At 62.2% G+C, this 21030-nt stretch carries 25 protein-coding genes; 16 read left to right on the top strand and 9 right to left on the bottom strand.

Features of this window, described 5'->3' with window-relative positions; translation table 11 throughout:
• The first annotated feature begins 92 nt into the window (after nt 1-92).
• Nucleotides 93-893, top strand: a complete 801-nt coding sequence (locus tag NGM15_RS02545; protein WP_253434875.1) for an ABC transporter permease — start codon at nt 93-95, stop codon at nt 891-893.
• Nucleotides 894-1209: 316 nt separating this feature from the next.
• Here NGM15_RS02545 and nirK read toward each other — a convergent pair whose 3' ends face one another.
• The 3 genes from nirK to NGM15_RS02560 all read right to left on the bottom strand — a co-directional run bounded on the left by nirK (nt 1210) and on the right by NGM15_RS02560 (nt 3148).
• Nucleotides 1210-2313 carry a copper-containing nitrite reductase gene (gene nirK / locus NGM15_RS02550; RefSeq protein WP_253434878.1) on the bottom strand — a complete coding sequence of 368 codons (1104 nt, stop codon included), beginning with the start codon at nt 2311-2313 and terminating at the stop codon, nt 1210-1212.
• A gap of 199 nt (nt 2314-2512) precedes the next feature.
• Nucleotides 2513-2788: a DUF2249 domain-containing protein gene (locus NGM15_RS02555; protein WP_253434881.1), complete on the bottom strand. Its 276-nt coding sequence runs from the start codon at nt 2786-2788 to the stop codon at nt 2513-2515.
• A gap of 126 nt (nt 2789-2914) precedes the next feature.
• Nucleotides 2915-3148, bottom strand: a complete 234-nt coding sequence (locus NGM15_RS02560) for a DUF2249 domain-containing protein (protein ID WP_253434883.1) — start codon at nt 3146-3148, stop codon at nt 2915-2917.
• Nucleotides 3149-3423: 275 nt separating this feature from the next.
• Here NGM15_RS02560 and NGM15_RS02565 point away from each other — a divergent pair, with 275 nt between their 5' ends.
• The 7 genes from NGM15_RS02565 (at nt 3424) to NGM15_RS02595 (ending at nt 9149) form a co-directional block, all read left to right on the top strand.
• Nucleotides 3424-3639: a hypothetical protein gene (locus tag NGM15_RS02565; RefSeq protein WP_253434886.1), complete on the top strand. Its 216-nt coding sequence runs from the start codon at nt 3424-3426 to the stop codon at nt 3637-3639.
• 128 nt (nt 3640-3767) lie between these two features.
• Nucleotides 3768-4439 (top strand): helix-turn-helix domain-containing protein, encoded by a 672-nt coding sequence (locus NGM15_RS02570; RefSeq protein WP_253434889.1) that lies wholly within the window; start codon nt 3768-3770, stop codon nt 4437-4439.
• 135 nt (nt 4440-4574) lie between these two features.
• Nucleotides 4575-5087 (top strand): halocyanin domain-containing protein, encoded by a 513-nt coding sequence (locus NGM15_RS02575; RefSeq protein ID WP_253434891.1) that lies wholly within the window; start codon nt 4575-4577, stop codon nt 5085-5087.
• A 52-nt stretch (nt 5088-5139) separates the two neighbouring features.
• Nucleotides 5140-6411: a 4Fe-4S ferredoxin N-terminal domain-containing protein gene (locus NGM15_RS02580; protein ID WP_253434894.1), complete on the top strand. Its 1272-nt coding sequence runs from the start codon at nt 5140-5142 to the stop codon at nt 6409-6411.
• Nucleotides 6408-7772 carry an NrfD/PsrC family molybdoenzyme membrane anchor subunit gene (nrfD, locus tag NGM15_RS02585; protein ID WP_253434896.1) on the top strand — a complete coding sequence of 455 codons (1365 nt, stop codon included), beginning with the start codon at nt 6408-6410 and terminating at the stop codon, nt 7770-7772. Before NGM15_RS02580 ends, nrfD begins: the two co-directional genes overlap by 4 nt.
• Entirely contained in the window at nt 7772-7972 is a 201-nt protein-coding gene (locus NGM15_RS02590; RefSeq protein WP_425494462.1) for a hypothetical protein, read from the top strand. The genes nrfD and NGM15_RS02590 overlap by 1 nt, the downstream gene beginning before the upstream one ends.
• A 79-nt stretch (nt 7973-8051) precedes the next feature.
• On the top strand, nt 8052-9149 hold the full coding sequence (locus tag NGM15_RS02595) for an Mrp/NBP35 family ATP-binding protein (RefSeq protein ID WP_253434899.1): 1098 nt from the start codon (nt 8052-8054) through the stop codon (nt 9147-9149).
• A gap of 101 nt (nt 9150-9250) precedes the next feature.
• On the opposite strand, the gene NGM15_RS02600 is transcribed toward NGM15_RS02595, so the two are convergent.
• Nucleotides 9251-10279 (bottom strand): sulfite exporter TauE/SafE family protein, encoded by a 1029-nt coding sequence (locus NGM15_RS02600; protein WP_253434902.1) that lies wholly within the window; start codon nt 10277-10279, stop codon nt 9251-9253.
• 15 nt (nt 10280-10294) lie between these two features.
• On the bottom strand, nt 10295-10942 hold the full coding sequence (locus tag NGM15_RS02605) for a dienelactone hydrolase family protein (RefSeq protein WP_253434905.1): 648 nt from the start codon (nt 10940-10942) through the stop codon (nt 10295-10297).
• Between the two features lie 123 nt (nt 10943-11065).
• Between NGM15_RS02605 and NGM15_RS02610 the strand changes: the two genes are divergently transcribed.
• The 3 genes from NGM15_RS02610 to NGM15_RS02620 all read left to right on the top strand — a co-directional run bounded on the left by NGM15_RS02610 (nt 11066) and on the right by NGM15_RS02620 (nt 12842).
• Nucleotides 11066-11533: a hypothetical protein gene (locus NGM15_RS02610; RefSeq protein WP_253434908.1), complete on the top strand. Its 468-nt coding sequence runs from the start codon at nt 11066-11068 to the stop codon at nt 11531-11533.
• Nucleotides 11534-11623: 90 nt separating this feature from the next.
• Nucleotides 11624-12016 carry a secondary thiamine-phosphate synthase enzyme YjbQ gene (locus tag NGM15_RS02615; RefSeq protein WP_253438223.1) on the top strand — a complete coding sequence of 131 codons (393 nt, stop codon included), beginning with the start codon at nt 11624-11626 and terminating at the stop codon, nt 12014-12016.
• A 247-nt stretch (nt 12017-12263) separates the two neighbouring features.
• Nucleotides 12264-12842 carry a YbhB/YbcL family Raf kinase inhibitor-like protein gene (locus NGM15_RS02620; RefSeq protein ID WP_425494463.1) on the top strand — a complete coding sequence of 193 codons (579 nt, stop codon included), beginning with the start codon at nt 12264-12266 and terminating at the stop codon, nt 12840-12842.
• 69 nt (nt 12843-12911) lie between these two features.
• Here NGM15_RS02620 and NGM15_RS02625 read toward each other — a convergent pair whose 3' ends face one another.
• The 4 genes from NGM15_RS02625 to NGM15_RS02640 form a co-directional block, all read right to left on the bottom strand.
• Nucleotides 12912-13394 carry a DUF2267 domain-containing protein gene (locus NGM15_RS02625; RefSeq protein ID WP_253434911.1) on the bottom strand — a complete coding sequence of 161 codons (483 nt, stop codon included), beginning with the start codon at nt 13392-13394 and terminating at the stop codon, nt 12912-12914.
• Between the two features lie 87 nt (nt 13395-13481).
• Nucleotides 13482-14015, bottom strand: a complete 534-nt coding sequence (locus tag NGM15_RS02630; protein WP_253434913.1) for a dihydrofolate reductase family protein — start codon at nt 14013-14015, stop codon at nt 13482-13484.
• 78 nt (nt 14016-14093) lie between these two features.
• On the bottom strand, nt 14094-14423 hold the full coding sequence (locus NGM15_RS02635) for a cupin domain-containing protein (RefSeq protein ID WP_253434916.1): 330 nt from the start codon (nt 14421-14423) through the stop codon (nt 14094-14096).
• Between the two features lie 132 nt (nt 14424-14555).
• The gene (locus tag NGM15_RS02640; RefSeq protein WP_253434919.1) at nt 14556-15593 is read right to left on the bottom strand and encodes a sodium:calcium antiporter; all 1038 of its coding nucleotides are present in this window, start codon (nt 15591-15593) and stop codon (nt 14556-14558) included.
• Between the two features lie 127 nt (nt 15594-15720).
• On the opposite strand from NGM15_RS02640, the gene NGM15_RS02645 reads away from it, so the two are divergent.
• From NGM15_RS02645 to NGM15_RS02665, 5 genes are all read left to right on the top strand, one after another.
• Nucleotides 15721-16302, top strand: a complete 582-nt coding sequence (locus NGM15_RS02645; RefSeq protein WP_253438226.1) for a DUF7998 family protein — start codon at nt 15721-15723, stop codon at nt 16300-16302.
• A 161-nt stretch (nt 16303-16463) separates the two neighbouring features.
• Entirely contained in the window at nt 16464-17867 is a 1404-nt protein-coding gene (locus NGM15_RS02650; RefSeq protein ID WP_253434922.1) for a hypothetical protein, read from the top strand.
• Nucleotides 17868-19044: 1177 nt separating this feature from the next.
• Nucleotides 19045-19479 carry a VOC family protein gene (locus NGM15_RS02655; RefSeq protein ID WP_253434925.1) on the top strand — a complete coding sequence of 145 codons (435 nt, stop codon included), beginning with the start codon at nt 19045-19047 and terminating at the stop codon, nt 19477-19479.
• Between the two features lie 443 nt (nt 19480-19922).
• Nucleotides 19923-20435, top strand: coding sequence for a metal-dependent transcriptional regulator (locus NGM15_RS02660; protein WP_253434928.1), 513 nt, complete (start codon nt 19923-19925; stop codon nt 20433-20435).
• Between the two features lie 168 nt (nt 20436-20603).
• The gene (locus tag NGM15_RS02665) at nt 20604-20954 is read left to right on the top strand and encodes a hypothetical protein (protein WP_253434930.1); all 351 of its coding nucleotides are present in this window, start codon (nt 20604-20606) and stop codon (nt 20952-20954) included.
• Nucleotides 20955-21030: the final 76 nt, after the last annotated feature.

Raw genomic sequence — 21030 nt, forward strand, 5'->3', positions numbered from 1 at the left:
TTGGCGAATCAATGGATCGTTGTGATCGTCGAGCCCTCGGAAACCTATAAGTCACCATTCGTCGTCAGGTGGCGGCGGATTCCCTGATCCGAATGTTCGAACTCACGTCCTTCGAGGCCGACCGACGATTGCGCGGATCGCTACTGTTATCCAGTGCGCTGGTCGCCCTGATCGCGCTCACGATCGCGCTCTTTCCGTCGATACAGGCGACGGGGCCCGACCTCGACGCCTACCTCGAGTCGCTCCCGCCCGAGGCGACGCGCGCGTTCGTCGGAAGTGTAACCACGCTAACGACGATCGAGGGCTACCTCGTTTCGCAGCTCTATCAGTTCGGCTGGGTAATCTTGCTCGCGATCTACTACGCGTACGCCGCGGCGTCGACGGTCGCCGGCGAACTCGAGCGGGGAACGGTGGAGATGACGCTCACGCTACCGGTGTCGCGCACTCGGTTCGTCGTCGGGAAATTTCTGTCCCTCGTCCCTGGACTCGTCCTGGTCAACGCGATCACGTTCCTCGCGATCTATCTGGGTGTAATCTTCGTGGATGAATCGATCGACGTCGTCGATCTGTTCGCCGTCCACGCGTACTCGATCGCGTACCTGCTCGCCTGTGCCGGGGTTGGCCTGCTCGCATCGGTTGTCTTCGATTCCGTTCGCCGAGCCCAGACCGTTGGCGTCGGCGCGGTGTTTGGGCTATTCCTGCTCGACACGTTCACCTTCGGCACTGACGCTGAATGGCTCGGCGACGTAGCGTTCTCGCGGTACTTCGACCCTGGGGCAATTCTCGCCGAGGGCGAGATCTCGTGGACCGATTTCTCCGTCCTCTGTGTTGCCATCGTCGTCCTCCTGGTCGTCGCGAGCGAATACTTCGAGCGACGAGACGTCTCGAGCTAGATTAGTGGCAGTTCCGCATTCACGTCTATCGTTCAGATCTGTAGCCCGTCGATTTCGCCGCCAGGTATCGAAACGGTCGCGTTTTCTCCCTCGAGTCCGAATCCGTACTCTGGTTGCAGTCGGACAGAGCAGTGCGTACCGGCTTCAGTCTGTAGCCATACCGAACTCGAGGCTCTCGAGCTGCCTGGTGAGTATGGCAAATGACGTACTCGTTCGAGCCAGTTCATCAACTGTCGAGAGTCGTGGATGAGAATTGAGGCAGATCGGAGAGGAGACGAGTCGCGGAAAAGAAAGGTGGGCTCCACACACAGCGAGCCTACGGGTTCGGATTGAAGATGTCGGGTTCCGGTTCGCCCTCGACCTCAATGACGCCCAGCATCCCCCGCCGAGCGGCTCGAGTGAGTGCGTGGTCGACGAGCTTGATCGGACCGGGAACCGGGGTCTCCATCTCGCCGGCCGCGACGGAACCGGGGACGACCGGCGCAGTTTCGATGAAGCGGCCCGGATCGGAGACCAGGTCGCCCTCGCGGTAGTACGCATCGAAGACGTTCCCGATGGGGTGGAGGGCACTCGTCAGGTTCGGACCGCCGTTGGCGAAGAACACGCGAACCCGTTCGCCCTTCTGGACGGTCACGGGGCCGTAGCCGTTCCCGGTGAACGCGTAGGCCTCGCCGTTGAGGGTGACGTAGGTCGGGTCCTCGGCTTTCATCTTGTCGAAGCTGAACGCGTGGTGGCCCTCCTCGCCGGGGGTTCCCTTCGTGTACAGTTCGTTCTGCCCGAAGTACAGTTCGCGGTCGACCTCCGGGAGGCCGTCTTCGGGCTCGACGAGGATCGCGCCGTACATCCCGGCGCTGATGTGGTAGTCCATGTTCGGGACTGCACAGTGGTATACGTGCACGCCGGGGTACATCGCCTTGAACTCGATTTCCGCGCTCTCACCCGGACTGATCGTCGTGTCCTCGGCGCCCCCACCAGGGCCGTAGACCGCGTGAAGGTCGATGTTGTGGGGCATCGAGTTCTCCTCGCTGTTCGTGAGCGTGAGGTGGATCGTGTCGCCCCGGCGCACGCGAATCATCGGTCCCGGGATCTGGTCGTCGAACGTCATGTAGTCGAAAGTGACGCCCGGTTCGATCTCCGCGGTGACCTCCGTTGTCGTCATCGAGATTTCGTGGCGACGCGGCTCGTTCCAGTCGACCGGCCCCGGAATGTCCGTCGGATCGGCCGCAACGCGGTCGACGTCGACTGGCTTCGCACCCGGGAGGGATTCCTCCGTGTCGCCCGCTGGTTCTTCGCCGTTGCCAATTCCGTTTCCGTTTCCATTCCCCTCGTCAGCGTTCCCGACACAGCCAGCGACCGCTACTGCACCAGCCACACCGAGCCCCTGCAAGAACCGCCGTCGTTTCGAATTCAGTTGGGTCATTGTCCTCACCTGGGAGTATGGCTTGACGTATGTTCAAGTATGAATACGATTCCCGAACAATGGAAATACACACGGAGGTGTTCGGACATGAGTTTAAATATTTAAAAGACCCCCCGTTATGAGGGTATCAACTTCAAGCAATTCGTTCAGACGGGGGTTCGAATCCGGTGAAAACGGAGACGGCACCAAGGTTTTGCGGTCACTCTCGCCAGATAACGGTCACGACTTCGGCGTCGGTCTCGAGCGTCTCGTACGTGTAGCCCCGGTCCTCGAGTTTCGGATACAGAAACTGCGGGGCGCGGTCGTTTCGCTGGAGTAACACCGCTTCGTCGGGCAGGTCCGCCAGTCGCTCGAGCGTGTTCGCGAGCGGAGCGGGCGGCCCCAGCGATCGGACGTCGAGAACGGTTCGCGGCCGGTCCTGGGGCGCTGACGTTCGTTCGACGACGGATTCGTGGCCCTGGTCGTGAGTAGACATACGTCTGCAAACGGGCTCGAGGGTCGTCTACTTGCTCGCGAATGCGTTCGGGTGACGAACGAAAACGTTCGCACGAAAACGCGAACGGTGGAGATGAACGAGGGTACCAGTTTGGCGACGGGTGCGTTACTCGGCTCGTTTGGGGAACTCCGCGACGAATTTCCCCGCCTCGGCCTGCTCGACGGCGTATCCGTCGACGTCGAACTCGTCGACTTCCGCCTGGAACTCGTAGAACAGCGGCTTCGGTTCGTGATCGTTGATGATCGTCAGCGTTTCGCCCGCCTCGAGTTCGTCGAAGGCGTCGTGAATCGTCGGATGGCGGTCGACCGGCGGAATCGATCTCACATCGAGTGTCGTCATGCAGTCGTCGGTAGTGGTTCCACCGGTATCGGCGTTCCTCCGAATACGTTCGGGCCGGTTCCAGGCGAACGGTTGACTCGCCCTCTGAATTGCGTGCTCACGTGCGTGTCAAAAGTACATGTTATCCAAAACCCGTCGTATTCACAAGCTGGTACCCGTCCCGTCAAACATTCCGAGCATACCTGGACGATCGTCCAGGTGCCGTCCAGACGGTCGACGTACCGGATACGTGAGAATACGTACACTTTTGTGAATTCGAACGGTACCGATACTCGATGTATCCGACCGATGCCGGCACGCACGGATTCCTCTCGGTCCAGATCGCGGTGCTCCTCCACGTCGGACTCGCCCTCGGTGGGACGGTCCTGCTGTGGTGGCTCGGTCTACCATCACGGTTGGCTGTCCCCGTCTTCATCGTCGCTGTTTTCCTTCTGTTGGTCCCCTTTTGGCCGGTCTATGCCGACTTCCATCCGTCGTCCGGAGAACGCTAGCGCCGCTACTCGCCGCTCTCGAGCGAAATCCTGCCGCGATTCCGTTTCGAGATGATAAACCCCACGGTCGTTCCCGGCCGGTCATATTCTGGGATAGTAATTAGGGAGAACGACCCGAACGTGTTCGTATGGCTCACGCGACGCTCACCGTCACGCTCCCGGAGAAGGTGTGGGTACAGGAGGTCTCGAGCGCCCACCCGGAGGCCACCTTCTACGTCGACGCCGCGGTTCCGGGCGCCGAATCGGGGTTTGCCCTCGTTCGAATCACCGGTCCCGACGTCCCGGCTGTCCTGGAGGACATGGAAGACCACCCGCAGCTCACCGAAATCTCGCTAATTCAGTGGAGCGAGAACGAGGCGACGGTCCACTTCGAGACCACGGCCCCGCTGTTGCTCTTCTCCTCGCGCGACTCCGGCATGCCGATCGAACTCCCGGTCGAGATCCGACAGGGGAAAGCGACCCTCGAGGTGGCTGGCTCTCGGGACCGACTCTCCCAGCTGGCCGACCAGTTCTCCCGGTTCGGCCTCGAGTACCGTATCGACAGCGTCCAGGAGCGGCTTCACGACACGCAGTTGCTGTCTGAGCGCCAGCACGAACTCGTCGTCGCTGCCGTTGAGCACGGGTACTACGATACCCCACGCCGGTGTTCGCTGACCGACCTCGCCGACCGTCTCGATATCGCGAAGTCGACCTGCAGCGAGACGCTTCATCGCGCCGAAGAGGCGATCATCAAGCAGTTCGTCGACAATCTGGTCGACGTGGAGCAAGCGCTTCCGTTCGAGGAAGAACTGGTGTCCTGAGCGACCCGAAAGGCCCAATTTTCTCGTTCTATAGCAAGCAGTACGTTTCTCCGAACATCATCGGGCGTGTTCCCGTAGTCTGGAAATCACCGCTGTGCTCCTATGCTCCTATTCCATACTCCTGCCCAGAGGTATATGACTGTACACGATGGACGGAAACGGCGATTTCTACAGGCCGTTGGTGGAGCGCTCCTCTTCAGCGGACTCGCTGGATGTCTCGAGGACGAAGAAGCGAGCAGCGGCAACGGCAACGGGAACGGGAATAGTAACGGCGGAAACGGTAACGGGAACGGGAACGGCAGCGCCGAGTACGACTTCGACGGCTACCTCGACGACGCCAACAACTACGACGGCGTCGAGGATCACACCGGTGAGTCCGAGGTCGCCGTCGACGTCGGTGCCGGCTCGGACGGCTTCGCGTACGAACCTGCGGCCATCGTCGTCGACTCGGGAACGACCGTCGTCTGGGAGTGGACCGGCGCCGGTGGCAGCCACGACGTAATCGCCGAGGACGGAAGCTTCGAGAGCGAGATGTACGGCGACGAAGGCGAGACCTTCGAACACACTTTCGACGAGACGGGAACCTTCACCTACTACTGCTCGCCCCACATCAGCATGGGCATGAAAGGCGCCGTCGTCGTCGAATAGCTCCAGCCATGATCGTACTATTCACGACGCGAACGCCGAGGTGGACTCGCGTATGAGCGCCGACGAAGCCGAAACCGGAGCCGCCGACGCTACGGAGACACTCGAGGCACTCCACACCGACGAGTGGGAGGCAGAGATGCGCGAACTACTCGAGGACGGCGAGTACGACGCCGACCTCGGGCTGGCGATGGCCAAGGACGCCCAGCGCCTCGTCGCGGGTGAACTGATCGAAGCCGAGTTCGCCGCGCGCTACCACGACGCGGTTGTCGAAGAGTTCGACGTGGACGATTCCGAACTACCCGAGGAGCTGGCAGGGCTCGAAGATATCGACGACGAGCGTTCGCTGGCCGACAGACTGGCCGCCCTCGAGGAGGACGGCGAGATGGACCGCCGCGAGGTGATGAAGAAGATGGGAGCCGCGGGACTCTTCCTCGGACTCGGCACCTGGGCTACGGTGGACAGCGCCGAGGGCGCCGACCCGGCCACGGCCGCCGGCGAGGGCGAAGACGAGGGCAAGCAGTACGGAATGGTCATCGACCTCGAGAAGTGCGACGGCTGTCTCTCCTGCGTGGTCGCCTGTAGCCAGGAGAACAACACCTCGATGGGGGCCAACTGGATGTACGTCTTCACCTACGAGGAGCCCGACCAGGACGGGCACAACTTCCTCGTGCGGACGTGCCAGCACTGTTCGGACGCCCCCTGCCAGAAGGTCTGTCCGACGACCGCGAGACACAAGCGGACCGAGGACGGCCTCGTACTCACCGACTACGACGTCTGCATCGGCTGCCGGTACTGTCAGGTGGCCTGCCCCTACGGCGTGAACTACTTCCAGTGGGGCGAACCCGATACGCCGCAGTCGGAACTCGATCCGGAGCACGTCTACGATGGACGCGACCGCCGGGTCGACAGCCGGCCGCCGAAAGGCGTCATGGGCAAGTGTACGATGTGTCCCTCCCGCCAGGACGGCAAACAAGGCGAGGACAAGATCGGCACGACCGCCTGCGAGGACGCCTGCGCGATGGACGCCATCCACTTCGGGGACATGAACGACGAGGACAGCGACCCCAACCGCTACCTCGAGCAGGTTCGGGAGGCGAATCCAAACGACCGCGAGACGTTCCCCAACCGGACCGAGAACACGGTCTCGACGTTCCGGCTGCTCGAAGAACTCGGCACCGACCCGAACGTCGTCTTCGTCGGGAACGAACCGGGCCCCGACGCGAAACAGGTCGAGGGGCCCGTGGCCTACGAGGATGTCGGGCAACTCGACCGCCGGAAGGAAGTCCTGGACGACGGCACGTTCGCCGGAGGTGTCTCGCCGTGAGTACCGAACGTCCGAGCGAAGCGGACATCGTTCGGCCGATGCAGCGCACCTCGAAGGGATACTACGGCCTGCTCGCGGTCGTCTCCCTTGGAATCCTCGCGTTCCTGATCGGTTGGGGACTCCAGCTTCGAGACGGCCTCATCGTCACCAGTCTCGGGGACTGGGGCTCGAGCGGCGGCGTTACCTGGGGGCTGTACATCGGCGCGTTCATCTGGTGGGTCGGGATCGCCCACGGCGGGATCATCCTGTCGGCGGCGGTCCGCCTGCTCGGGATGGACCGGTACAAGCCGGTCGCCCGTCTCGCGGAGTTGCTGACGATTGCCGGGCTGACGGCGGCCGGACTGTACATCATCATCCACGTCGGCCGGCCGGACCGGATCGTCACGAGCATCCTGCTCAACTACCACGAGACGATCCACACCTCGCCGCTGGTCTGGGACGTGACCGTCATCACGCTCTACTTCGTGATGACCGCGACCTACCTCGCGCTGACGATCCGCTACGACGTGACGCGTCTGCGCGACGACCTCCCGGACCGACTCGAGCCGCTGTACCGGGTACTGACAATCGGGTACACCGAGGCGGAAGACGAGGTCGTCGAACGGATGGTCTGGTGGCTCGCGCTGGGGATCATCATCCTCGCGCCGCTGTTGCTCCACGGTGGGGTGATTCCGTGGCTCTTCTCCCTGCTGTCGTCGATGCCCGGCTGGTCGGGCGCGGTTCAGGGTCCGCAGTTCCTGACCATCGCGCTGACCTCGGCCATCAGCGGCGTGTTGATCGCCTCCTACGCGTTCCGGCGAGCGTACGACTGGGACCACATCATCACCGACGACGTGTTCCGCGGGCTCTTGCTGTGGCTCGGCTTCTTCAGTCTGCTGTTCCTCTGGCTCCAGCTCCAGCAGATCATCAACGGCGTCTTCGCACCGCCGGTCGACGTCGACTACGCGATGCACGCCAAACTCGCCCAGCCGCTGTACTGGGTGTCGATGGGCCTCGTCTTCGGGACGATGGCGTACGTCTTCGCCCAGACGCTCCGCCCGTCGCTGTTCAGCCTCGAACGCAGCATCGCCGCGGCGGTCGCGGTGCTCTGTGCGACGCTGGTCGAGAAGATCCTCTTCGTCGTCGAGGGGCTCATGCACCCGACGTTCAGCCTCTACAGCGGCGTCCCGGGTTCGTACTTTCCGAGCCTCGTGGAACTCTCCTCACTGGTCGGGACCATCGCCATCGTCATCACGTTCTTCATGGTCGTCGCGAAGGTCATCCCGGTCGTCGAACTCCACGCGATCGAGGAACTGCGGGGCCACGACGACGAGACAGAATCGTCTCCGACGGCTGACTCCTCGATGGAGGTGAACGCGTAATGGCGTTCGGCCCCGGCACGTGGCTCATCTTCGGGATCATCCTGGTCCCGGTCTACGTGGTCCTCCTGGCGTGGTACCTCGGCGAGCCCCGCGACAGGAAGACGGCGACCCTCGGGGTGGTCTACCTCGTGGGACTGACCACGCTCCTTTGGACCGCCATGTTCATCAAGACGGTGATTCTCGACGTGATCTTCTTCTAATTTCATCGCCGCCCTTCGACCCGCGTATCGAGCAACGAACGACACCGACACCGACACCAATTCAAACCAAACCGAACCTATGACCGTATCCGAATCCGACCTCCGAACCCAACTCGCAACCGTACAGGACCCCGAACTCGAGGACGACATCGTCTCGCTCGGCCTCGTCAACGACGTCTCCATCGAGGACGACACCGCCCGGATTTCGCTGGCGTTCAACGCGCCCTACGCTCCCGCCGAGATGGCGATGGGGAACCGCATCCGTGAAGTCGTCGCCGACCTCGACGCGGACCTCGAGGCCGACGTTCGCGCCAACGTGGGCGAGGACATCGGCTTCGACGAGGAGATCCTTCCCCGGGTGAAGAACGTGATCGCCGTCTCGAGCGGCAAAGGCGGTGTCGGCAAGACGACCGTCGCTGCGAACCTCGCGGCCGGTCTCGAGAAACTGGGCGCGCGGGTCGGCATCCTCGACTCGGACATCCACGGCCCGAACGTCCCGCGCATCCTGCCGATCGAGGGCGAACCCGGAATTACGCCCGACGAGGAACTCGTGCCGCCCCGGTCGGACGGCGTCCGCGTCATCAGCATGGGCTTTCTCACGGAGAACGCGGACGACCCGGCGATCCTCCGGGGACCGATGGTCAACAACATCATGACCCAGTTCCTCCAGGAGGTCGAGTGGGGCGTCCTCGATTATCTGATCGTCGACCTGCCGCCGGGAACCGGCGACGCGACGCTCAACCTCCTCCAGCTCATGCCCGTCGCGGGGGCCGTCATCGTCACGACGCCCCAGCAGATGGCCGTCGACGACACCCGGAAAGGGCTGCGCATGTTCCAGGAACACGATGCGCCGATCCTGGGTATCGTCGAGAACATGTCGACCTTCCGGTGTCCGAACTGCGACGACCAGCACGACCTCTTCGGCCGCGACGGTGGCGACGACATCAGCGCCGACTACGACGTCCCGCTGCTCGCGAAACTCCCCCTCGATCCCGAGTTCGGCGCCGAAGAGCGCGACGTCCCGCCGGTCAAGGATGACTCGAGCTCCGTCCAGGGTGCTCTCGAGGACCTCATCGAAACCGTCGCCGACCGGATCGGGGAGGTGAACCGGGCTCGAGTCGCCGACGCAACGGCGAACGAGGTCGAAGAGCCCGTTCCGTCCGCGGCCGGCCAGTAGACGTTCGGTTTCCTGTCTCCCGTTTCCCGTCGATCGCTCGAATACTGCCACCGTTTCTACGACAGCTATACCTTTTATAGTAAGAACTTCGCCCGAATTCGTCACACCACGAGACCGAGAGCCAGTCCCAGCACACCGATGGCGAACGCGTAGATCGGGATGAGGTACCGCCAGACCGCGTTCGGGACGACCCGGACGCCGTAGGGAGCGATGATAGCCGCGAAAAACCCGCCCGCGAGGATCGACGGAAGGAGGTGAAGATCGACCGGAACGCCTTGAAAGACTAGGAGGAAGAACGCGAACGCACCGACGATCGACACGATCCCTTCCGCGAGCGTCGTGATCGCAACGGCGCTTTTTTCGTACACACCCGAGAGGATCTGTCCCAGTGTCACGACGGGGCCGTAACCGCCACCGCCGATCCCCTTGTTCACCCCGGCGAGCAGTGCGAACGCGAAAAGACGGTGCGGTCGATATTCGATTCGCGTCCGCAATTTCGCCCGTAAAATGCCGACCACCCCCATCGTCACCACGAGAATCGACACGTATGCTTCGATGACGACGTCGGAAAGTCCGAGCGTAAAATACGTGAGTATCACGGAGCCGAGCACGGCGACCGACCCGACACCGACGAGCAGGGCCAGCAGTTTCGTCTCGTCGTTGAGCGGTCGCACAGAGAACGTTACGTTATCCACGTTGTGGTGGACAGCGCCAGCAACTATCCCCGTCAGCGTCTCGGATAGCAACAGCACGGGGACGATCTCGAGCGGCCCGTACCCCAGGACGAACAGTAGTGGCGCGATCCCGGTTCCGAACCCCATTCCGGCCGCGGAATCCGTCGTCTCGAAGACGAACGCGACGAGGACGACGATGGGCACGAACGGAAGGCTGTCCGTTCCCCCGTCGAACAGCAGCGCAATTCCCGCGACTGTCGCCACATACAGTCCGCCGAGTAGGGCGAATCGCCGAAGCGCCGCTCTCGGCAGTCGCATCCGCTCGAGCGTCGTCTGCTCGCGGTCCAGCGCCTCTGCCTCGATTCCGATTCGTCTCGGGGGCGTTTCCGGCGGAATCTCCGCGGCCGTCGGGCCCGTGTCCGGATTCTCGATCGTGGGGTCCAGGTCTAGGTCCATGCTTCCCCGACTTCGTCAGGCGAGGTTCCGTTCGAACCACTCGCCGGCACGGTCAGCGACCGACTCGAGCGCGCCGGGTTCTTCGAAGAGGTGAGACGCGCCCTCGATCACCTCGAGGGACTTCTCGCTCGACAACCGGTCGTAGGCTTCGCGATTCCACTCGAGGACGGGGTGGTCGTTCCCGCCGACGATGAACAGTGTCGGCGCCGAGACCTGCTCGAGGGCCTCCTCGGCCATGTCGACCCGACCGCCACGGGAGACGACTGCCGAAACCTCGGTCTCTGGCCGCGCCGCGGCTCGCAGGGCTGCCGCGGAACCCGTACTCGAGCCGAAGTAACCGATCCGAAAGGCGCCAACGTCGTCCCGGTTCTGCACCCAGCGGGTCGCACCGACCAGTCGGTCGGTCAGCAGGGAGATGTCGAACCGCGTCTCGTAGGTCCGATCCTCCGCCTCGGTGAGCAGGTCGAACAGCAGGGTGGCGACCCCGCGGTCGCGAACCCGTTCGGCGACGAAGTTGTTACGCGGGCTGTGTCGACTGCTGCCGCTGCCGTGAGCGAACAGGACGATACCTGTTGCCCCGTCCGGGACGAGCAACTCGCCTTCTAGTTCGACCCCGCCGACGGTGATCGTGACGGTCGATTCCTCGTTCTCGCTAGTTCCCATCGAGACTCGTTCAACGGCCACGACCTTGAGTCTGGAGGGGGCGAATGTGGCCAATCCAGTCTTGACGGATCGGCTGGCGACCCGTACGCGAAGGGATTTCCCGTCTCGAGGTGTCGACGGGGTATGCACGTCCAGCGGCTGAAACGCCTGCTCGAGTTCTTCGTCATCGGGGTCGCCTTCGGCGTCACCGAAGACGTGCTCGCCGTCGTCGTCGCCACCGACGCGGCGGTTACTCCGCAAGTGATCGGTATCGTTGTTCTGATCGCGGTTCCGTTCGCCGTGCTGTCGGAACTCATCGTCGACCATCCGCGGTTTCTTCACTTCGACCGGTTAGCGGTCCGGTTCTCTCGAGCTGCCGCCCAGGAAGCCGAAACGAAGCCGCGACTGGCCCCCCGAATTCATTGGGATGGCCGTCGTGATCGCCTTATGTCGCCGAAACACCACCACCATCGCTGTAACCTCTGTGGCGACGACTTCGACACAGGCGAGCAACTTCGCGAGCACGTGGAGCGACGCCATCCGAAGCGAGACGTCCACTGGTGGGTCGTCGCCGAGGATCCTGCGAAGGAACTTCGATTCTCGCGTGAGTGACCGTATTATGGCTCCGGACGCTGAGGGGAACGACTTGAGACGACGGACTCGCGCAATGCCCAATAGCGACATGACGTAACGATGCAACCAATGGAACTCGAGATCCAGACCACCGACCGACTCGACGTCGTCGACGTGACGTCGACCGTCGAAGACGCCCTCTCCGACGCCGTCGAGAGCGGTACATGCACCGTCTTCGTCCCCCACACGACCGCTGGGGTAATTGTCAACGAAAACGAGCGTCGGCTCCTGGCCGACCTCGAGAACGCCCTCGAGCGACTGCTCCCCCGCGGGGACGGCTACGAGCACGACGCGATCGACGACAACGCGGACGCCCACCTTCGCGCGACGATCCTCGGCGAGAGCGTGACGGTGCCGATCGTCGAGGGAGAACTCGCACTCGGTACGTGGCAATCGATCCTGTTCGTCGACTGTGACGGCCCTCGACGGCGACGGCTCCGGGTGACCGTACTCTCGGCGTGATCGCGTACTCGAGCGCCGAGCGGTGAACGGCGTTCGCTATCGCTCGGTCCGGGAACACTTCGCTGTGACGGGTAGGTGTTTTATTCCCCTGGCGGTGGTCCACGTTCTCGACTCGAGTGCTCGACTTCCGCAAATCGGACTTCATACGACTCGAGGCCGGAGCCGTCGTCTTGCACGAGATGATGACGTCGGTCTAAGGGTCCGCTCGAGAACGGTAAAACGAGCAAAGACAGGAACGGAGATGAACATGACACGACGCACGATAACGACCGCACTCGTCGCAATCCTCGCGGGGTGTTTCGGCGGGCTCGGCGGTCCCGGTGGTGGAAACGGAGACGACGACAATCCCGTACTCGCGGAGGCGACCCAGCGGGGCGACCTCAGACTCACCAGCCTCACCTTCGACGACGGCGAGCGGATTCCCGACGAGTACGGACGCGGCGAACGGGACGTCAACCCGCCGCTCGAGATCGAGGACGTGCCCGACGACGCAGACTCACTCGCACTGGTGGTCGACGATCCCGACGCCATCGAACCGGCCGGTCGGATCTGGGTCCACTGGCTGGTGTGGAACGTGTCGCCGGAGACGACCTCGATTCCGGAGGACTGGGACGCTGCGGGCGCCATCGAGGGGGAGAACGACTTCGGCGGCGTCGGCTACGGCGGGCCGTCGCCACCGGACGCCGAGCACACCTATCGATTCAAGGCGTACGCCCTCGACGCGGTGTTCGACCTCGAGGCGGGCGCCTCGGCCGACGAACTCGGAAGAGCGATGGACGGGCACGTGATTGCACAGACGCAGTTAACCGGGACGTATCCGCCGTAGTTCGGCTGGGCGGATTCGAACGAGATCCGACGATTTGTCCGTCGTCTCCGTTAGTCGAGGCCGTCACTGTCATGTGGTGTCGTCGCCAACGCTGTCGTTCGTCGACTGTGGACCGCCGCCAGTCTGGGCCTCCTCGGCCTCGCCCCAGCCGCCGCCATCGACGATCTCGAAGAGTTTCCGCCAGTTTTCGTCGTCCTCGCTCTCGGGGAGCTGATCCCGGAGCTGCTGGAAATCCGAGGCCGGAACCTGCGTCCGGATGAAGTCGACGATGATGCGAGCGTGGTAGGCCGCTTTCGGCGGCTCGGCGCGCTCGATCTCGCTAACTCGCGAGACGAACTCCTTCCAGTCGAATCGCTGGCCGTGCTCGTGGACGGCGCCGGTCATGTACCACTGGATCTCCATCGGGAGCGAGGCGGCGAGGTCCTCGGCCGCCCCTTCGGGTATGCGCTGTCCTAACGTCATGAGCGTCGCCCGAGTCGCGCGGACGGTCTCGCCGGTGCCGGGAAGCTCGAGGCGGTGCTGGATTTCGCCGGTGAACTCGTCGAAATTCATGGCAGTGAACGGACGACGATCAGCGTGATAAACCCACAGTGGACGGAGCCACCCGCCCACTGTCCAAACAATTTCGACGGGGAACCACTACTCCTGGATCCCGTAACGAAGATCGACCAGCCCGCTCTCCAGCGCCGTCGTCTCTTCCAGCTTCAGCCGGTTTCTCAGTCCTTTCGTCCCGAACAGACAAATCCCGCCGCCGAGCAGGATGGGGGCGATAGTCAGCCGAAGTTGGTCCACCTGCCTCGCCTCGAGAAATTCTCGGGCGACCTGAGCGCCACCCACGAGCCAGATACGTCCGTACTGTTCTCGGAGTCGCGGAGCGAGGTCCGCAACCGGTTCGTCGACGAACTCGACTGTGTCCACGACCGGTACGGAATCGTCGTGAGTTAACACGTACGTCGGCCGATCCTCGTAGGGCCACGCGCCGAAGGACCGCACCTGTTCGTACGTATTCGAGCCCATCACGAGGGCGTCGATATCCGCGAAGAACGCATCGTACCCACCGTCGCTCTCGCCCGTCGATTGAAACGCCTCGAGCCACTCGACGCCGCCGTCTTCGGTGGCGACGAATCCGTCGACGCTGGTCGCGATGTAGAGCGTGATCGTCCCGGTGGTCACGCTGCTCGTACGACTCCAGGGACGATCGTTCTTGGCCTCGAATGGTGGCGTCCCGTCGATAGAAACCAACGACGAGCGCTAGTCGGCTCGAGGCGCCAGCACGAGCAAGGCCACGCTGTCTTCGATGGCCTCCGGGGAGACGTACTGGTCGCCGTCGAAGCGGACGATATCGCCGGCCTCGAGTTCGTGCTCGTCCTCACCGAGCGTGACGGTCAGGCGTCCCTCGAGCAGGTAGAAGACGATCTGCCGGTCGGGGTGCTGGTGGGGTGCGATGGAGTCGCCGGCGGAGAGCGTGAGCCTGATCGTCTGTGGTTCGCCCTCGAAGACGCGGGCGTGGGGTGCGCCCTCGAGGTCCTCGAGGACGGCGCCTTCGGTGGGTGCGGCGGGATCGGCGGTCGGTTCTGACATATAGTCGTACCCACGAATCCCGGGCCCATGGGGATTCGCCCGAATCGATTCGGTTGCCTTGACTCGAGTGGTGCAGTCGCATCCGGGCCTCGAGCGATGCGCTCACGTCCAAATCTCGAGCCACGATTGGTCTCAAACGCCTCTGATCAAACTGGTCACGCCGATCGTTTCCGCGATCACCCAGCCGACGAACACCAGATAGCTCACGAGCAGCAGGTACGCCTCCCGGGTGGTCAACGAGAGGTCGGTTCGCATGACCGCAAAGAGAACCACCGTGGCGAGGGTGAGCACGCCGAACATCGGAATGGCGACCGCGAAGTCCACTGCGACCGTCCCGACGATCAACACGCCGATGGGGATCGCCACGAGCAGGTCGAACGTATTCGACCCGAGGACGTTGCCAAGGCTCGTCTCCTCGTTGCCGCCTCGAGCCGACCGGACGCTCACCAGCATGTCCGGCAGGCTCGTCGCGGCCGCGATTATCGTGACGCCGGCGAGGAACTCCGGAATACTGAACGTCGTGCTGAGCGATTCGACGCTACCGACCAGCTGGTGGACCGCTACGAGAATCAGGAGCAATCCGCCAGCGAGTTTTCCCCACTCTCGAGCGAGGTCGATCGACGGCTTCGCCTCCGTGGCCTCGTAATCGCTGACGTCTTGCCACTGGATGAAGAGGTACAGGCCGTAGAGCCCGATCGGGAGCATCGCCAGCGGACGGGTGATTTCGCCGCCGAGTCCCGAGCCGTTGGAGACGGGGTTGTAGATGACCGCCAGCGCGAACGTGATGATCAACCCCGAGACGGCGATCATGTAGAACTGGGCCTCCTTGTAGACGATGGTCCGGTTCGTCTCCATGGTTCCGTCCGAAAAGATGCCGGCGAGTGCGGGGATCACCAGGATGTTGAAGATTGCAGAGCCGACGATCGCGCCGACACCCATGTCGAAGGTCCCGGCGAGCGCCGTGAACACGACGCTCGCGAGTTCCGGAAAACTCGAGCCGACGGCGACGACGATCGATCCTTGGACGACGGCCGGGAGTTCGTAGTACGTCGAGAGCGTATCGGCCGACCCCTCGAGCCAGCCGCTCCCGATCCAGATCACGCCCGTGGTCACGAGGACGACGGCGACGTCGACCAGCGACCCGCCCGCGAGGACTCCTGGGAAGACCATTGCCGGACGTTTTGGGGCGAGAGGGTATAAATCGGTCCGAAATGTCGACGTGTTTGAGGCGCCTGATGCACCTGACGCGAATATGTCCGGGACCACCCATAGGGTGCCGGAGCCCCTCTCGTTCGGTATGCGCGGCTTTCGATCCCCGTTCGGCGCGGACGACCTCTTCGACGGCTACGACGAGTACGTTCCGGAAAACGTGCCAAAGCCGGGGCCGTCCCTCGAGGACCACGACATCTTGATCGGCGACGACCACCTCGCGTTTCATCGGCTCACGCGAGACTGCTTCGAGGAGCGGAAGGTTTACGATATGACCTTCAACTACAACCTCGCGAGGCTCAACCTCGACACCCGTCATCCGGGCGCCGGCTACCGATACGCCCGGGACCGCGACGATCCCACGGTCCTTCGGGCGGAGTTCACCCCGACGACGCCGTTTTGTCCGCAGACGCACACCCTCACCATCGGCTCGTTCCGGGCCTGGAACGGCCTCTCCGAGCGCCACGAGTACGACCTCGTCTCGGTTCGCGCGGCGCCAATGCACCACCAGAGCGAGGCGATCAACGCCCAGCTCGAGGAGATTGAGGCCGTCTTCCTCGAGACGGGTGCGGTCGATCACGAGCCGAGTGGCGACATCGGGTCCAATCCGATGGAGCGCTCGATGGGTGCGACGGGGCCGAGCCGGGGCAGTTCGGACGCGCCGTTCTGAAGTTCTGACCGTCGCGTTTCTGGGTCGAGGTTTCTCGTTTCTCAGGAGGGCGCTCTCGTCGCTCATCCCTCTCCGCCTCGCCGCCAAAATACCTGCCAGCGAACGCCGACCGGAATATGTTCGGAACCATCTCGAGGTAGCTCGAGCCCCTTTCGTTGAATATGAGCGCGATACCGGGATCGATCGACGCGGATCGAGGTCCGCCGATGACGATCCCCCTTCGACACTTCCTGGTCGGGACCGGGCTGTTGCTCGCCGGAGCTTTCGCGGGGGCCGTCCATTCGTTCGACGCAACGGTCGTTCCCGGGAATCTCGGGCTGGCACACGTTCACCTCCTGCTGGTGGGCTGGGTCGCCGTGACGATCATGGGCGCAATGACCCAGTTCGTCCCGGTCTGGTCTGGCGTTGCCATCCACTCGAGGCGCTTGGCGAGCGCACAACTGTGGCTGGTCGTCGTCGGCCTCCTCGCGTTCGCCGCCGCGCTTCTGGTGGGCGCGTACCGCTGGCTCCCGCTCGGCGGGTTCGTGATGCTCGCAGGGTTCTGGACGTTCGTCTACAACGTAGGGCGGACGCTTCGCTCGGCCCGGCCGTGGGACGTCACCGAGCGCCACTTCGCCATCGCGCTGGGCTTTTTCGTCCTGTTGACGGGCCTGGGCGTGGTTCTCGCAGCCGGCCTGACGCGGCCGATTCTCGCGGATACGCCCGTGAGCCACGGATCGGTCCGGATGAGTCACGCGACCCTCGCGCTCTACGGGGCCGTCCTCACGACTGTCTACGGAGCGCTCTACCAGCTCGCCACGATGTTCACCCAGTCGAGTCTCCACGGGATCGACCTCCCGCTACGTCGACTCGAGTCGGTCGGCCATCCCGTGGGTGTCCTCGCGCTGGCTGGAGGACGGCTCTTCGACGTCGCGCCACTTGCCCGCGTGGGTGCGGTCCTCGTCGTCGCCAGCGCCCTCGGAATGAGCGTGATCCTGGTCCGTCGGCTCCTCGAGGCACAGGTGCCCTGGACGCCGATGCTCAGCCGGTACGCCGTCCTCGCCACGGCGATGGGTGGGTGGGCGATCTGGACTGGTCCCGCCTGGTTGCGCGACCCGCTCGACCCGGCCACGCTCTTCGGCGCCCCTGGCGCCGCCTCGCTGTTGATCCTCGGCGTCATCGGCTTCATCGTCCTCGGGACGCTCTACCACGTGGTTCCGTTCATCGTCTGGGTCCACCGCTACAGCGACCGACTCGGTCTCGAGCCGGTGCCCATGATCGACGACCTCTACGACGACCGGGTGGCGCGCGCCGACTTCGTCTGTTTCGTCGTCGGAGTGGGGTTGCTGGTCGCCAGCGACGCGTTCGAACTCTCGGGGGCCTCGGGAGCTCTGGGAACGGTCTCGACCATCGGTGGACTCTCGGTCACGATTGGCGCCGCGCTCTTCCTGCTCAACGTGGTCCTGGTCCTCAGGCGACACAGTCCCCACTCGGTGCCGGGATTGCTGTTCGGTCGGTTCTCGAGTGAAGAGCCAGGAAGCGAGCCGTCGCCCTCCCAGCCCGGCGTCGACTCGCCTCCCAGGTGATCGAAAACAGAAATTTGGCTCTGTTAAATCCCTCAGAGAGTGATAGGTTTGAACCGCCGTGCTGCATAGAGAGAATGGATGCAGCATATCGACCTCATTTATTTCAATCACATTGGATGGAAGCAACCGGTGCATATGGGTGCGAACTGAACATGCTCCCTAACGAATGGAGGAATTCACAGAGGGATGAGCGCTTCTATGATCGTATTGGCCAGACTACCTTGGTAATCATAACCGCGCTAGTGGTCCGGAAGATGTGTGTAGGGGTGGCCTATGGACGAATCTAGGAAGAGATCTTGAATGAGCGATTATCGCTGGAGATGGCGTCCAGAACAGTGGGGAGACGTGAGCAGGACAAAGAGAGCGGCCCAAAAAGAGGGGAAAATCACGCTCACAAACGTTCATAATCGGTTTCCGTCTTGCGTTTTCAGGGTTGGCGGTCACCAGGAAGCAAAACGTTACGAAAAGCGTCTCAGATCTGTTCCACGAAATTGAATTCGGCGGTTTAGAGTCTTCTCTGCAGGGATTTCATTCACTCACTCGAGTCGAGCGTGTGACCGTCCAGTCTCCAATTCAAAAGTTCATAATCGGTTCTCTGCTATCGGTTTTGGGGTGCTAGACAGTACTGAAATTGCCGAACTGGTTGAGACACTTCCCGAGAACGTAAACACACCATAGAGCGCGTCTCGAACCAATTATGTGCGTTTGACGCCTCGAACCCTGCATCTACGCAGCGAGTACCGATCACGAAACGGACCTCGTTCGCCCATCAGTCTCGGTAATCATCGAGACATACGCGAACGCCCCCTAATCGCCTCGAGAGGTCTCTTACTCGACGATTGGGTCACAAGCCATACGCTCGAGGGAGATATTCATCGTGCAATCATTCCTAGACTATCTTCATAATCGGCCCTCGAAACAGAGACCATACCTATTCTTCCGGATGTAGAACCCGATTATGAAGTATCAGAAACGCGATTAGCATGTTTTGTTGTAATCCTCAGTAGATTACAAGAGTTGTCTGCTGAATATAGAGGATATAGTCAGCACGGACCGGTTCTTTTCCTCCTCGAAAGATCGGTGATTTGGCTGAGAGAGACGTGTTCTATCAAAGCAGTACAGGCGGAACAGGTGAGATGGACCAGAGACCTATACACTTTGCTAACTAGCCCTATGTATGCACGTCAACGGTGTCCACCACTTCGTTCTGCTGGTTGACGACGTTCCGGACGGTGAATCGTATTACAAGGAACTGTTTGACCTTGAGGTCCTATTTCGCGAGGCAGCGCTCGATGGTGAACCTGGAATCGTTCCAGAGGATGTCTCCTGGGACGAGGCTCTTGATAGAGGAGTCACACCGTATATGTCGTTCCTTGGGCGGGATGAGTTCTACGTGGCGGTCGGCGGTGCATCAGATCAACAGGGAACTGGTCGACTCGACCACATCGCCCTGGCCGTCGATGAGGAAGCATTTGACGCGATTACTGACCGTGCCAACGCCCTCAGGTGCGACGTAGAGGAGAACGCACCCCATCACCAGGTATTTCTTGACAGGTACGACATTGAGTGGGAACTGAACGCAAAACCCCCGACCACCCAGGCAGACGTTTGACAAATTGGATCTATAACGGCACCTCCCTACACTGGCCGATCTAACCCGGCGTCCGATTCTTCCTACTAACTATGCGCCCTGGGCCTTGTTTAGACGGTCGTGAGAACGTCTCTATGCCGATTTCTGGCCAGTATCTGGGCGTCATCGTTGAGAGTTTTGGTCACGGGCTAAGGCGAGGGTGTTTCTACATCCCCGTTAGAACGGTTGAAGCAACGAAGTGGTCAAGATAAGGGTCTATCCGTCAGCACCCTTCACGGATGATCTGTAACTATTCCTCGACTGTAGGACTTGTAGTACTCAAATTCCCGCGTCTAAACACGGCCTGCGCCCTGTATTCAGCACGCAGTTCTTATCAGATCTGAAGGGTCTCAACAGAATCAGAATACGAAATACGAACGTATTCGGACGAGGAATTTCCCGGCTAGACGCGCGAGTAGTGGTCGATGGACACCACAGCAGGCTCGAGCCATGACCGGTCGAGGGTACCGAAAGCCGACTCGAGGCGCGAGCGCTCGAATCCGGATTCGACAGACGTGCTCACCGCCACCTCCGGCTGGTACCTCCTTGGTGGCTACTGGCTCTCTGGTCGCGGAACCCACCGCGTGCGTGTCGGTGAGCTGGCCGAACGGCTGTCGGTCGCGCCGGCCAGCGTCACCGAGATGGTCAACGTACTCGCCGACGCCTCGCTCCTCGAGACGGAACCCTACGCCGGGTTCGAACTGACCGTGCACGGAATGGCACACGCGAAGGTGCTGGCGTGGCGTCAGTGCGTCGTCGCCACCTTCTTCGACCGCGCGCTCTCGTACGACCTCGACGACGAGACCGCCTACCGCATCGGGTACGAACTCCCGGGACGAGGGCTCGTCCGCCTCGAGCAGCGTATCGACCGCCCTCGCGAACGAACGTGTCGTCGTCTCGCCGACGACGGGACGTGCCTCGTCGGGACGTTCGGTTAGCCCGCTGGACGTTCGTCAATCACAATTCGCCAGTTCGTCGTCGAATACAGCAAGCGACGAGCGTCGAGGTGGAACTCGAGTCGCTCTCGAGGACGCTTCCCGAGATCGATTCGCTCGAGGAACGGGCGGGGGTGGGGCCTTTTATCGTATCGTCCCATGAGTACCACTATGCCGGGTGGTCTGGATCCAACTGAGGAGTACGATGGTTCCATCAGAGTCCGATTACTGGACGATACTGGCGGCACTGACGAGATTGTCTGTTCGTCGTACTACGAGGCAATCGACGCCGTGAAAGAACACCAACACGACGTCACTGCAGCGAAAATCATCGACCGAGACGACGACGTCGTGTTCACCTCCGTCGATACGCGTATCGAAGACTGGGCGGCCGAGTGGGAGCACGCGAAACGGAGCCTCTCCGTAACCGTCGAAGCGTACGATTGCCCCTACGATAATATCGCCTGCTTCGCTGACGACCTCTGTGTCCAGTGTAAGATGGACAAGGTGCAAAACGAGTAGTAAACTACCCCACCCTACTCCCTCAGCGCATACGCGCCTCGGTTCGTTGAGGGTGAGGCTTTGATGTGGACTCCCG

It is taken from the genome of Natronosalvus halobius, assembly GCF_024138145.1.
Lineage (GTDB): Archaea > Halobacteriota > Halobacteria > Halobacteriales > Natrialbaceae > Natronosalvus > Natronosalvus halobius.